Here is a 13,524-nt window from a genome sequence, read left to right on the forward strand (position 1 = left end):
CGATATGCAAACGTCCGATCCATCGAAACGAACCAAACCGCCCGCATATCCCTTCATACACCAAATTTTCAAAAAGCGTTCCGAACACAAAACGAAGAACTCGCTAGTCTTGCCTAGCGCCTTCGCTCGCCTCGCATCCAGATATGTTGTCGGCGTTTCCGCCGCCGTCGCTGCTTCGTTCGCGTTTCCGCGTCCCCGCCGCTTCGGTGAGGCGGTATCTAGGCCCCGGCGCCAAAACCCGCAAGAGGAAAAATGCAGGGCCTCGTCGTTTTTTTTCGCGGAACTGTCACAAGCCCTTGTTTTATTGGCTCTGGCAGCGCGAACAAAATCGACCCCCGCCTGTGGGGCGTCGTAGGGGGGCAGTTTGCCTTCCTGATGGGCGGGGTGAATATTGCGCGATGCGGGTCGCTGTGCGCAATTTCCTGACCAGACGGACAGGATTCGACCCGGACGCCCCGAATCCCTGCCCCGATTCCGCGTGATTCCGGTCGATTTTTTTTCACGGGACCCCGACTCGCCCCTCCGATTCATCCGACTCGCCCGGGCGTCACCGGCAAGGACGGGAATCGGCGCCGAGTCAGCGGCTGGGCGCGGCTCCGGCGGGCGGGTTGGCGCGGGCGGGCCGGCGCGCGGGGATCAATCGGACCGCCAGCAAGGCGATGATCGCGCCCAGATACAGGAACGGCTCCCACGGATAGCCTTTGACCAGCCAGACGAAGTGAACGGCCCCCAGCAGGATCGCGGGATAGGTGAGCTTGTGGATCCGGCGCCAGACCAGCGGCCCCAGCTTGCGGATCGACAGGTTGTTCGAGGTCACCGCCAGCGGGATCAGCAGCACGAAGGCCGCAAAGCCGATGGTGATATACGGGCGCTTGACGATCTCGGCCCCGATCCGGGAGAGGGATTGCAGGTCCAGCACCGCCCAGACGAGGAAATGCGCCAGCAGGAACAGGAAGGCGGTCACACCCAGCGCGCGGCGATACTTGATCAGGCTGACATTGGTGAATCGCCGCAGGGGCGTCACCACCAGCGTCGCCACCAGGAGCTGCAGCGTCAGAAGCCCGTAATCGCGTTCCAGCGCGTTGATGGGCTCGGGTCCCAGCTGGCCGCTCAGCCCCAGCCAGAACAGCCAGCCCATCCAGCCCAGCCCGATCAGGTAGATCGGCCAGGCGGGCACATGGCGCTGCGCCCGGTTGATCCGCTGCGCAAGGGTGACCGAGGCCATCAGTAATTCTCCCGCAGGTCCATGCCCTCATAGAGCGCGGCGACCTCGTCCTCGTAGCCGTTGAACATCAGCGTGTCCTGCCGGCGCGCGAACAGGCCGCCGCCGATCTGACGCTCGGTCGCCTGGCTCCAGCGCGGGTGGTCCACTTCGGGGTTCACGTTCGAATAGAACCCGTATTCGCGCGCATTGAGGTTGTTCCACGTTGTTTCGGGCATCGTGTCGGTCAGGGTGATCCGTACGATCGACTTGATCGACTTGAAGCCGTATTTCCACGGCACGACCAGCCGGATCGGCGCGCCGTTCTGCTTGGGCATCGGCTCGCCGTAGATCCCGGTGGCCAGCAGCGTCAGGGGATGGCGCGCCTCGTCAAGCCGCAGACCTTCAATATAGGGGAAGGGAATGACGCCGCGCCGCACGCCCGGCATGTTGTCGGGCTGCACCACGGTCTCGAACGCGACGAAGCGCGCGCCCGATTGCACGCCCACCCGGTCCAGGACATCGGCCAGCTCGACCCCGTTCCAGGGCACGACCATCGACCACGCCTCGACACAGCGGAAACGATAGATCCGCTCTTCGATATCCAGCCCGTCCAGAAGATCGGCCAGCGCATACTCGCCCGGATTGTCGACCATCCCGTCCACGGTGATCGACCACGGCTCGATCTGCATCGCGTCGGCATGGCGCATCGGATCTTCCTTGCCGGTGCCGAACTCGTAGAAGTTGTTGTAGCTCGAGATCTGCTCCAGCGTGTTGGGCTCCAGCCCCTGCGCCATGGCGCCCCGTCCGGCCATCGACAGCGCGGTCGCGCCCGCCATCCCCGCCATGATCTGTCGGCGGTTGAGCCACAGAGCCTTGGGTGTGACATCGGCATGGGTCAGATCGTTCGTCCAGCGGCGGGCCATCTCTGTCTCCTTTGCTTCGCATCGGCGATGCGGCGCGCGATGCCTTTGCAGGACAATACGGCCCAAGGGCCCGGTCGTTTCACCGGATTTCGGAAAATTCCGGTTCCGGTCGTCAACTAAATGTGAGTGGAAATTCGAAAAACCCTCGGCTTTGCGCAAAGGCGCATTCCGTCAAGACCGGCGCACAGAATCGTGAGGGTGATCCACGCGCGCCGCCGCTCCGTTTCCCTGCCATACGCAACACCCAACGGGAGATACACGATGCTTCGTACAACCGCTTTCGCCTTCGCTTCGGTCTGCGCTTTTGCCGGGACCGCCTGGGCCGACAACCATGGCTCGATGTCGGGCGAGATGGACATCGTCGACACCGCCGTCGCCAATGGCAACTTCACCACGCTCGTGGCCGCGGTCGAAGCGGCGGGCCTTGTCGACACGTTGAAGGGGGAAGGCTCGTTCACCGTCTTCGCACCGACCGACGCCGCGTTCGCCGCGCTGCCCGAGGGTACGGTCGAAGCCCTGCTCGAAGACACCGAGGCGCTGACCGGCATCCTGACCTATCACGTCGTGCCGGGGGCCGTCATGGCCGGTGACCTGAGCGAGGGCATGATGGCCGAAACCGTCAACGGCCAGGAAGTCACCTTCACGCTGGAAAGCGGCCCGCAGGTCAACGGCGCCAACATCACCATGACCGATATCGAGGCGTCGAACGGCGTCATCCACGTCATCGACGCCGTGCTGATGCCGGAATAATCCGCCCCGACTTTCCAGTCCGCCGCCCCGTGTCCCAAGCGCGGGGCGGCTTTCGTTTCAGCGCGGACCGTTCCCCGGCAGAACCTTCCCGGGATTGAGCCGCCCTTCCGGGTCGAACGCCGCTTTCAGCGTGCCCATCGCCGCCAGGATCCCGGCGGGCCGATAGGTCTGAAGCGCCGCGCGCTTTTCCAGCCCAACCCCGTGCTCGGCAGAAATCGCGCTGCTTTCGAACCCGGCCAGAACACCATAGACCACGGCATCGACCGCATCGCGCGGCGGCAATGTTCCGTCGGGCATCAGCGACAGATGCAGGTTGCCGTCGCCCACATGGCCGAAGACCAGCACCGCGATACCGTCGAACGCGTCCGCCACCTTTGCCTGCAGGCGCTGCACATAGGGGTCCAGATCGGCCAATTTCAGCGAGACGTCGTAGTGATAGCCCGGCGCGCCGTCGCCACCGATCACCCCTGCCCCTTCGCGGATGCGCCAGATCCGGGCGCGCTCGGCCCCCGATTGCGCCAGCACGGCATCGCGGATCGTCCCGTCTTCCAACATCGGCACCAACGCCTGCTCCAGCGCCGTTTGCGCGGCGGTATCGTCGGGGCCGAACGCCTCGGCGATCAGGAACAGCCCCGGCCCGTCCGGCCCGGCCTGCAGCGGCAGCGGCGTCACGCCCTGAAATTCGGCGCAGCGGCGATAGCAATCGGGCCACATCCCCTCCAGCGCGGCCAGCCCCTCGCCCAGCGCCAGCCGCAGACGCGGCATGAACGCCGACAGCGCCCGCGCATCGATCCCCACAAGCGCGGTGGCAATCGCCCTGGGCCGCGGGAACAATCGCAACGCCACCTTCGTCACCAGCCCCAGCGTGCCCTCGGAGCCGATGAAGACCTGTTTCAGATCGTAGCCCGCATTGTTCTTCATCAGCGGCGAAGTCAGGTCCAGCACCGTCCCGTCCGCCCGCACGACCTCAAGCCCCAGCACGCTGGCGCGCATCATGCCATAGCGCAACACCCGGATCCCGCCCGCGTTGGTCGACACCATGCCGCCGATCGTGCAGCTGTCGCGCGCGCCGATATCCACCCCGGCCATCAGCCCATGGGGCTCCAGCGCGGCATCGAGCTGCGCCAGCGTGACGCCAGCCCCCACCAGCGCCACGCCCTGCGCCGGGTCAATCTGCTCGATCCGGTTCATCCGCTCGAAGGAGACGATGATCTCGCCGGGGGACGAGGCCGTGCCTTCGACCAGCCCCGTGACGCCGCCCTGCGGCACCACCGGCACGCCGGGCGTGGCCTTCAGGATCGCCGACAACTCGGCGGCATCGGCGGGGCGCACCAACAGGCCGGCATCCAGCGACTGCGCGCACCAGCCCGGATGCCTGAGCGACAGTTTCTCAGGGCCCAGGACATGCTCGGCGCCCAGTTCCCGCGCCAGGATCTCTGCCAGTGTCATTGCTGCCCTCGCCAACAGGCCCCACGAAAAATCCGGGCGATCCTGTCACGGAGCGCCCGGATTTGTAAGAGGTCCGGCCCGCCCTGGGCCGTCGGATCAGCGTTCAGGGCAAGCCAAGGGGATATCGCGCCGATGTCCCGATGCCGGAACCGGGCGCGTCACAGATAGCGGTTGACCAGGTTTTCCAGCCGCTCCTGCCGACCCGAACGCGGCTGCGGGTTGATCTTCTTGTCCTCGACCAGATGCGCGATGGTTTCCAGATCGCTCTCCATCAGCGCCCGCCCGTCCGAGGTCTCCCAGCCCGCGTAACGCTCGTTGCGCGCCGCTTCCAGCTTGCCGTCTTCCAGCATCCGCGCCGCCGCCTTCAGACCGGCCGCGCAGGCATCCATGCCGCCGACATGCGCCAGGATCAGATCCTCGGGGTCGAGCGACTGGCGGCGCAGCTTGGCGTCGAAATTGGTGCCGCCGGTGGTGAAGCCCCCGGCTTTCAGCACTTCGTAATAGGCCAGCGTCATCTCGGGGACATTGTTGGGGAACTGGTCGGTATCCCAGCCCGATTGATAATCGTTCCGGTTCATGTCGATCGAGCCGAAGATCCCCAGCGAGGATGCCAGCGCCAGTTCATGCTCGAAGCTGTGGCCCGCAAGGATCGCGTGGCCCTGCTCGATATTGACCTTCACCTCGTTTTCCAGCCCGAAATCCTTGAGGAAGCCGTAGACCGTGGCGACGTCGTAATCGTATTGATGCTTGGTCGGCTCCTGCGGTTTGGGCTCGATCAGGATCGTGCCCTTGAAGCCGATCTTGTGCTTGTAATCGACCACCATCTGCAGCATCCGCCCCGCCTGCGCGCGCTCGCGCGCCAGGTCGGTGTTGAGCAGCGTCTCGTAACCCTCGCGCCCGCCCCACAGGACATAATTCTCGCCGCCCAGCTTGTGGGTCGCATCCATGCAAGTCTTGATCGTCGCGGCCGAGAAGGCGAAAACCTCGGGGTCGGGGTTCGTCGCGGCGCCGGCCATGAAGCGGCGGTGGCTGAACAGATTCGCCGTGCCCCACAGAAGCTTGGTGTCCGAATTTTCCATCTTCTCGGCGAAGTAATCCGTGATCTCGCGCAGACGCGCGGTGTTCTCGGCAAAGCCTTCGCCTTCGGGGCGCACATCGACATCGTGGAAGCAGAAATACGGCGCGCCGAGGATCTCGAACATCTCGAAAGCCACATCGGCCTTGAGCTTGGCGTGATCCATCGACTCGCCGAACCAAGGCCGCTCGAAGGTCTGGCCCCCGAACGGGTCGCCGCCGGGCCAGGCAAAGCTGTGCCAATAGGCCACCGCGAACCGCAGGTGATCCTTCATCGGCTTGCCGAGGATCAGTTCGTCCGGATTGTAATGCCGGAACGCGAATTCGTTGTCGCTTTCGGGGCCCTCGTAGCGGATCTTGTCGATGCCGTGGAAGAAGTCGGTCATGGGAGTGTCCTGTGTCAGAGGGTCTTGATCGCGGCATAAGCCGCCTTGTAGCGCTGATGCGCCTCGGCAAAGGCCGGGGCCAGCGCGGTGTCGGGATCGTGGCTGCGCGCGACGGGGGGCGCGGTGGCGATCTCGGGCCCGGCGCCGGTGGCCGCCATCATGCCCAGACGCGCCGCCCCCAAGGCCGCGCCGAACTCGCCCTGTTCGGGCACGTCCAGCGGGAAGCCGCAGGCCGTGGCCAGCACGTCGAGCCAATAGCCCGAGCGCGCGCCCCCGCCGATGGCGAGCGCGCGGGTGATCGTGGTGCCGGTCGCCCCCAGCGCGTCGCGGCAATCGGCAAAGGCAAAGGCCACGCCCTCCATCACCGCGCGCGCGGCGGCTTTCGCATCGGTCGCGTGGTCGAGATGCAGGAACTGGCCCCGGATCGCCGCATCGTTATGCGGCGTCCGCTCACCGCCCAGATAAGGCAGGAACAGCGTCTGCGCGGGCGCCCGCAGCGCCCCCAGATCCGAGGTCAGCGCCGCCGCCGATTGCCCGGTCAGCCGTGACAGCCAATTCAGCGCATCGGTCGCAGCAAGGATCACGCCCATCTGATGCCATGTTCCGGGCACGGCGTGGCAAAAGGCATGGACCGCGGTCGCGGGATCGGGCCGATAACGGTCATTGGCGGCAAACAGCACGCCCGAGGTCCCGAGGCTGAGAAACGCCTCGCCCTCTCGCACCACGCCCGCGCCGATCGCGGCGGCGGCATTGTCGCCCCCGCCCCCGGCCACGACGCAGGCGGGCAGCCCAAGCTCGGCGGCCAGATCGCCGCGCAGCGTCCCCGAAACCGCGGACCCTTCGACCAGTCGCGGCATGGAATAACGCGACAAACCGCAGATGGCCAGCAGCCGGTCCGACCAGTCGCGCGCGCCGGTATCGAACCACGCGGTTCCGGCGGCATCCGACATCTCGGCCACATATTCGCCGGTCAGATAGAAACGCAGGTAGTCCTTGGGCAGCAGGATCTTCGCGGTCTTCGCGAAGATCTCGGGCTCGTTGCGGCGCACCCATTCGACCTTGGGCGCGGTAAAACCCGGAAAGACGATATTGCCCGTGATCTCGCGAAACGCGGGATCGGCATCCATTTCGGCAGCCTCGGCATGGCTGCGGGTATCGTTCCACAACATGCAGGGCCGCAGGACCGTGCCGTCCTTGGCCAAGAGGGTCGCGCCGTGCATGTGCCCCGACAGCCCGATGCCGGTGAGCCCGGTGCAATCATGCTGCGCGCGGATCGCCGCCAGCGCTTCGCGCACGGCTTTTTCCCAGCTTTCGGGGTTCTGCTCGGACCAGCCGTCATGCAGCCGCTCCACCGTCAGCGCGACGCTGTGCTCGGCCAGAACGCGCTGCTCGTCATCGATGAGGATCGCCTTCAGGGAAGACGTCCCCAGATCCAGTCCAATATACATCAGGCCGCCAGATGTTCGGGTTTCTTGCCCAGGATGATCATCGCAAGGATGTCGTCCTCGGTGACTTCATCCACCTTCACCACGCCCACCAGCTCGCCGTTCTTCATCACCGCCGCGCGGTCGCACAGCTTCTTCACCTGATGGACGTCGTGATCGATCAGGAAGATCCCCAGCCCCTGACGCTTCAGCTCGTCGATCAGGTCGGCGACCATCTGCGTTTCCTGCGGGCCAAGCGCTGCGGTCGGTTCGTCCATAATCAGCACGCGGGCATTGAAATAGACCGCGCGCGCGATGGCGACCGACTGACGCTGGCCACCCGACAGGGCGGAAACCGGCGCGTTGAACTTGCGGAAATTGGGGTTCAGCCGCCCCATGATCTTGCGCGTCTCTGCCTCCATCGCGCCGTCGTCGACGAAGCCCAGGGGCGTGGTGATCTCGCGCCCCAGGAAAAGGTTGGCCGCCGCATCGAGATTGTCGGCCAGAGCCAGCGTCTGGTAGATCGTCTCGATATTATAGGTGCGCGCGTCCCGGGGGTTGTTGATCTCGGCTTCCTTGCCGTCGACGAAGATCTGCCCCGAATCCATCCGGTAGGCGCCCGACAGGCACTTGATCAGCGTCGACTTGCCGGCGCCGTTATGCCCCAGCAGGCCCACGACCTCGCCCGGGAACAGATCGACGCTGACGTGATCCACGGCCTTGATGCCGCCGAAGGAAATCGAGATGTCGCGCATCTCGACCAGAGGGGTTCCGGTACGGTCGACCATCACAGCACTCCCTTGCGCTTGAAGAAGACACCCAGGATCACGGCCACGACAGCCGAGACGGCGAAATAGAGCACACCGAAGAACATCAGGATCAGGATCGGCAGCACGATCAGGTGGAACAGCAGCGCCTTGGGGCGGACGGACGGAACACGATACGCGATGTCCAGAAGCACGGCCTCGACCAGCACAGCGCCGACGACGATGTTCTGGAACGGCGCGTCGACGCCGATCATCGCCATGCCCGATTGCAGCGACTGCATGATCAGCGCGCCCAGAACGGCGCCATAGATCGTGCCCAGCCCGCCCGACAGCGCCGTCCCGCCGATCACCGCCGCCGCGATCACCCGCAATTCGTCGAGCGTGCCGATGTCGTTGGCGTGGTTGGTCAGCCGGGCCGAGGCCACGACCGCCGACAGGGCGCACAGAAAGCCCATGATGGCGAAGACCTTGACGGTCAGGAAGCGGGTATTGATGCCCGACAGCTCGGCCGAATCCGGGTTGCCGCCGGTGGCAAAGATATAGCGGCCCAGCCGGGTCTTGCGGGCGATCACGGTCATGGCAATGGCCACGAGGATCAGCAGCAGCACCGAGATCGGCAGCCCGTAGCCCATCGAGAAGCCCTCGGGCACCGTTTCGCCGCGCGCCTCGAAGATCCGGCGCAGGCGGCCCATCGGCACCTCGTAGGCGTTGAGGATAGCCACGAAGCCCAGGATCAGCACCACGAACAGGCCCGCCAGCACCCCTTCGGCCCAGAGCGGCTTGACCGGGAATTCATGCGAGATCTTCTTGCGCCGGGCCGAGAACACGATCCACACCGCCGCAGCGGCCGCGATGGCGCCCAGGATCCAGCTCCAGCTTGCGCCCAGCGTGCCGTTGATGCCCCCGAACAGCTGGAAATTCTCGTCCAGCGGGCCGATCGTCTGGCCGCCGGTCAGGTACCACGCCACGTTGCGCCACACGAGCAGACCGCCCAGCGTGACGATGAAGGCGGGGATGGTCAGATAGCCCACCAGCCAGCCCTGCGCGGCCCCGATCAGCGTTCCGGCGATCAGGCCGGTCAGGATGGCCAGCGGCGCGATGGCCCAGTGGCCCAGTTCCAGCCCCATCAGGTTGGGCAGCCAAGCCTGCTGCATCATCGCCATCACCGCCGAACAGGTCGCCAGCAGCGCCCCCACGGACAGGTCGATATGGCGGGTGACAATGACAAAGACCATGCCGGTCGCCATGATCGCCACGCTGACGGTCTGGATGGACAGGTTGAAGATGTTGCGCGGGCTGAGGAAACGGCCGCCTGTCATCATGTCGAAGGCAATGCAGATCAGCGCGAAGGCGGCGATCATGCCCAAGAGCCGCGTGTCGATCTCCAGCGACTCGATCAGGGAACGGCGCCGGGGCGTCTGGGCGGGGCGCGCGGTATCGCTCATGGCGGAACTCTCGGTGCAGGGAATTGGGAAAAGGGGGCCCCGGCGAACGCGCCGCCAGGGCCTTTGCTCAGATCAGTTGCACGGCGCCGGGCCGTCCGAGACGCCCTGGCAAAGCGCTTCCTGGCTGATCCAGCCGGCATCGACCACGACAGACAGGTTGTCGGCGGTGATCGGAACGGGGGCCAGGAACATCGACGTCATCGTCGTGCCGCCGGGCGAGGTCCATTCCTCGGCGCCCTCGATATCGGCCATCGCGGTGCCGCGGGCCAGTTCGACGGCGATTTCGGCGGCCGCGCGGCCCAGTTCACGGGCGTCTTTCCACACCGACACGGTCTGCGTGCCCAGCGCGATGCGGTTCAGCGCGGCATGGTCGCCGTCCTGACCCGAAACCGGGATACCCTGCATGCCCTGCGCGGTCAGCGCGGCGACGACGCCGCCGGCGGTGCCGTCATTCGACGCGACCACGGCGTCGACGCCGTTATCGGTGGCGGTCAGGATCTGCTCCATGTTGCGCTGCGCGTTGGCGGGCAGCCAGCCATCGGTATAGGCTTCGCCCACGATCTCGATCGCGCCCGAGTCGATGGCCTCCTGCAGGATCTCCTGCTGGCCGCCGCGCAGGAAGTCGGCATTGGGATCGGTGGGCGAGCCCTTGATCATCACGTAGCGCCCTTCGGGCATCGCCTCGAACACGGCGCGGGCCTGCATCCGGCCGACTTCGACATTGTCGAAGGTCAGGTAGAAGGCACGCGGGTCTTCGATCAGGCGGTCATAGGCGATGACCGGAATGCCTTCGTCCGCGGCGGCCTGCACGGCCGGACCGATGGCCTGCGCGTCCTGCGCCAGCACGATCAGCGCATCGACACCCTGCGCGATCAGCGCCTCGATATCGGAAAGCTGCTTGGCCGAGGACGATTGCGCGTCCGCCGAGACATACTCGGCGCCCGCCGCTTCAAGAGCGGCGACGATGGCGGTCTCGTCCGTGCGCCAGCGCTCTTCCTGGAAATTCGACCAGCTGACACCCACCGTGATGTCCTGCGCCATCGCCGTGGTGGCCGCGGATGTCATGAAACCCGCAGCCGCAACGGCCGCGGCGTACAATGCCTTGCGCATGTTTTTCCTCCCTGGATAACGACCCGTTGACACAGGCCTCGGGCTCCTCCCGATGCGGGCAGGATAGGTTATTTTGTTTAGGTGTCAAAATAAATATTCTCGCATATAAGCAATTTTCGTGTTTCAATACGGGCTTCAGGCCGATCCAGGGACGCTTCGGGGAGGAAGCGGGGTCGCGCCGCGCTGCAGCGAGGGGATATTATTTGATGAATGAACGAATGTCGGCCGTTTCCTTGACGCAGCGCCCCGACGAGTCGGCGGCCCCTTCCGGCTGCGGCCCGCTGCTGCCCGGCCCCGAACTCGACACGAAGCCGCTGCGCCAGAAAGTCTTCGAACATGTCCGCGCCACCGGGCAGGCCGCACGCGCCGATGTCTCTCGCGCGCTGGGAATCAGCGCGGGATCGGTCACGCAGGTGACCTCGGACCTGATCGAGCGCGGCTACCTCCAGGAATCCGACGAGGCCGCGCGCGACCGGCGCGAAACCGGGCGCGGCCGCCCCTCGGTCGCGCTGTCGGTCGTGCCCGAGGCGCATCGCGTGGTCGGGATCAAGCTGTCGGACGAACGCCACACCGCCGTTCTGGCCGATTTCGCCGGCACCATCCTGGCCGAGGCGATGCTGCCCACGCCGGCGGTGCGCAAGACCATGGACCAGATCGCGGGCGAGACCGCGCAGCTGGTCGACCTGGTGCTGGAAAAAGCCGGGCTGACGATCTCCGATATCGCGGCGGTTGGGGTGGGAATCTCGGGCCTTGTCGATCCGATCGAGGGTCTGGTTCCGTGGTCGCCGCTGCTGGAAGGCGAGAACCTCGCGCTGGCCGAACGGCTGACGCGCAGGCTTGGCTGCCCCGCCCTGGTCGATAACGACGCCAACATGCTGACGCTGGCCGAGCTGTGGTTCGGCGCCGGTCGGGCCAATTCCGACTTCGCCGTCGTCACCATCGAACACGGCGTCGGCATGGGGCTGGTGGTCGGCAACCGGCTTTACCGGGGCACGCGCGGTATGGGGATGGAGCTGGGCCATATCAAGGTGCAGCTCGACGGCGCGCTGTGCCGCTGCGGCCAGCGTGGCTGTTTAGAAGCCTATCTCGCCGATTACGCGCTGGCACGCGAGGCGGGGACGGCGCTGGGACGCAATCCGCGCAACATGGCCTCGGCGCAGTCCATGCTGGACACGCTGTTCGCCGAGGCCAAGGGCGGGAACATGGCCGCGCGCTCGATCTTCCGCCGCGCCGGGCGCTATCTTGCGGTCGGGCTGTCCAACGTCATCCAGCTTTTCGATCCGACGCTGATTATCCTGTCGGGCGAGCGGATGCGCTACGACTACCTCTATGCCGACGAGGTCATGGCCGACGCGCTGTCGCTCACGCTCAATCACGGCCGCCCCGCCTGCCGGGTCGAGATCCATAACTGGGGCGACATGGTCTGGGCACGGGGCGCGGCGGCGCTGGCGCTGGGGCATGTGACCGACACCGCTCTGGGTCAGGCGGCATGAAACTGCGCTGGCTTGTCCTCACCCTGATCGGCGCGGCCACCCCCGCGCTCGCCACGCCGCGCTTTCAGGACCTGTCCGATACCCTGCCCCGCCATGTCTATGACGGCGGCTGGGAACATTTCGTCGGCGGCGGGGTCGCGGTGTTCGATTGCAACGGCGATGCCCGCCCCGAGATCCTGGCCGCCGGTGGCACGAATCCGATGCTGTTCCTGCGCAACCGGGGCGACATGGTCTTCGAGGCCGGCCCTTTTCCCACCCTGACCGGCGCCACCGGGGCCTATCCGCTGGATCTGGACGGCGACGGGATCCTCGACCTCTATATCCTGCGGGCTGGCGCCGACCGGGTGCTGCGTGGCGGGGCGAATTGCCGTTTCGAGGACGTGACCGATGCCTGGGGCTTCCCGCAGGACGACCACTGGACCACCGCCTTCACGGCGTGGTGGGAAGACGGCGCCAGCCGCCCCACGCTCGCCATCGGCCATTATGTCGACCGCAGCAACCCCGAGGGGCCGTTCGAGGCCTGCGACACCAACAGCCTGATGATCCCCCAGACCGAGGGCTGGCGCGAAGAACCGCTCGAGCCCGGTTTCTGCGCGCTGTCGATGCTGGCCGCCCGCGACGCGCGGGGCCGCCCGACGCTGCGGATCTCGAACGACCGGCACTACTATGTGCGCGGCGGCTATGAGCAGATGTGGGACATCGCCGAGCATCGTTTCCTGACGCCAGAAGACGGCTGGCAACACGTCTCGCTCTGGGGCATGGGCATCGCGTCGCGCGATCTCGATGGCGACGGGCGCGACGAGGTGATGCTGACTTCGATGGGCGATCAACTGCTACAAATCGCACAACCCGATGGCACCTACGCGGCGGCACCCTATGCGATGGGGACTTATGCAACCCTTCCCCATGATGGAAGCGATGGCCGTCCCTCGACCGGATGGCACGCGCAGTTCGGCGACGTGGACAATGACGGCCGCGCCGACCTGTTCATCGCCAAGGGCAATGTCGACCAGATGCCGACGAATGCGATCGAGGATCCCAACGATCTGCTGATGCAGCAGGCGGACGGCACCTTCGTGCAGCGCGCCACCGAGGCGGGCGTGGCGACCCGGACCCGCGCGCGGGGCGCGGCGCTGGCCGATCTGGACGGCGATGGCGGGCTGGACCTGGTGGTGATCAACCGCCGCGCACCGATGGAGCTTTATCGCAACGTGACGCCCGGGCGCGGCCACTGGATCGCGCTCGACCTGCGCCAGCCGGGCGCGAACAGCCGGGCTGTCGGGGCGGTGGTGACGGTCGAGAGCGCGGCGGGAATGCAGGGACAACAGGTCACCGTCGGCGGCGGCCATGCCGGCGGGCAGGCGCTGCCGCTGCATGTCGGGCTGGGAAGTGCGACGGAGGTGGTGATCCGGGTCGAATGGCCGGACGGTCGCGTGAGCCGCGTGGAGAGCGGCGTCGACCGCGTCCTGACCCTGTCGCCCCAGGAGTGAGGGCGGCGT

The 13,524-nt window shown here is 66.2% G+C and carries 11 protein-coding genes; 3 read left to right on the top strand and 8 right to left on the bottom strand.

Going from position 1 to position 13,524, the window contains the following annotated elements; translation table 11 throughout:
- Positions 1-577: 577 nt before the first annotated feature.
- Complete coding sequence (gene msrQ / locus C4N9_RS17595; protein ID WP_109534668.1) at positions 578-1,225, bottom strand: protein-methionine-sulfoxide reductase heme-binding subunit MsrQ; 648 nt, start codon at positions 1,223-1,225, stop codon at positions 578-580.
- A complete protein-coding gene (msrP, locus tag C4N9_RS17600; RefSeq protein ID WP_109534669.1) occupies positions 1,225-2,127 on the bottom strand; it encodes a protein-methionine-sulfoxide reductase catalytic subunit MsrP in 903 nt (300 codons plus the stop codon). The genes msrQ and msrP overlap by 1 nt, the downstream gene beginning before the upstream one ends.
- Positions 2,128-2,388: 261 nt before the next feature.
- Between msrP and C4N9_RS17605 the strand changes: the two genes are divergently transcribed.
- Positions 2,389-2,877 carry a fasciclin domain-containing protein gene (locus tag C4N9_RS17605; protein ID WP_109534670.1) on the top strand — a complete coding sequence of 163 codons (489 nt, stop codon included), beginning with the start codon at positions 2,389-2,391 and terminating at the stop codon, positions 2,875-2,877.
- Positions 2,878-2,934: 57 nt separating this feature from the next.
- On the opposite strand, the gene C4N9_RS17610 is transcribed toward C4N9_RS17605, so the two are convergent.
- The 6 genes from C4N9_RS17610 to xylF form a co-directional block, all read right to left on the bottom strand.
- The gene (locus C4N9_RS17610) at positions 2,935-4,326 is read right to left on the bottom strand and encodes an FAD-binding oxidoreductase (protein ID WP_109534671.1); all 1,392 of its coding nucleotides are present in this window, start codon (positions 4,324-4,326) and stop codon (positions 2,935-2,937) included.
- A gap of 158 nt (positions 4,327-4,484) precedes the next feature.
- Positions 4,485-5,786 (bottom strand): xylose isomerase, encoded by a 1,302-nt coding sequence (xylA, locus tag C4N9_RS17615; RefSeq protein WP_109534672.1) that lies wholly within the window; start codon positions 5,784-5,786, stop codon positions 4,485-4,487.
- A gap of 14 nt (positions 5,787-5,800) precedes the next feature.
- Complete coding sequence (xylB, locus tag C4N9_RS17620) at positions 5,801-7,234, bottom strand: xylulokinase (RefSeq protein ID WP_109534673.1); 1,434 nt, start codon at positions 7,232-7,234, stop codon at positions 5,801-5,803.
- Positions 7,234-7,998 carry an ATP-binding cassette domain-containing protein gene (locus C4N9_RS17625; protein ID WP_109534674.1) on the bottom strand — a complete coding sequence of 255 codons (765 nt, stop codon included), beginning with the start codon at positions 7,996-7,998 and terminating at the stop codon, positions 7,234-7,236. The genes xylB and C4N9_RS17625 overlap by 1 nt, the downstream gene beginning before the upstream one ends.
- Entirely contained in the window at positions 7,998-9,422 is a 1,425-nt protein-coding gene (locus C4N9_RS17630) for a sugar ABC transporter permease (RefSeq protein WP_109534675.1), read from the bottom strand. The genes C4N9_RS17625 and C4N9_RS17630 overlap by 1 nt, the downstream gene beginning before the upstream one ends.
- A 72-nt stretch (positions 9,423-9,494) precedes the next feature.
- The gene (gene xylF, locus C4N9_RS17635) at positions 9,495-10,532 is read right to left on the bottom strand and encodes a D-xylose ABC transporter substrate-binding protein (RefSeq protein ID WP_109534676.1); all 1,038 of its coding nucleotides are present in this window, start codon (positions 10,530-10,532) and stop codon (positions 9,495-9,497) included.
- 206 nt (positions 10,533-10,738) lie between these two features.
- Between xylF and C4N9_RS17640 the strand changes: the two genes are divergently transcribed.
- Together C4N9_RS17640 and C4N9_RS17645 are read left to right on the top strand one after the other, a co-directional pair.
- Positions 10,739-12,025, top strand: coding sequence for an ROK family transcriptional regulator (locus C4N9_RS17640; protein WP_245902607.1), 1,287 nt, complete (start codon positions 10,739-10,741; stop codon positions 12,023-12,025).
- Entirely contained in the window at positions 12,022-13,515 is a 1,494-nt protein-coding gene (locus C4N9_RS17645; RefSeq protein ID WP_109534678.1) for a CRTAC1 family protein, read from the top strand. Before C4N9_RS17640 ends, C4N9_RS17645 begins: the two co-directional genes overlap by 4 nt.
- The last annotated feature ends 9 nt before the right edge of the window (positions 13,516-13,524 follow it).

The sequence above is a fragment of the Pararhodobacter marinus genome, assembly GCF_003122215.1.
Lineage (GTDB): Bacteria > Pseudomonadota > Alphaproteobacteria > Rhodobacterales > Rhodobacteraceae > Pararhodobacter > Pararhodobacter marinus.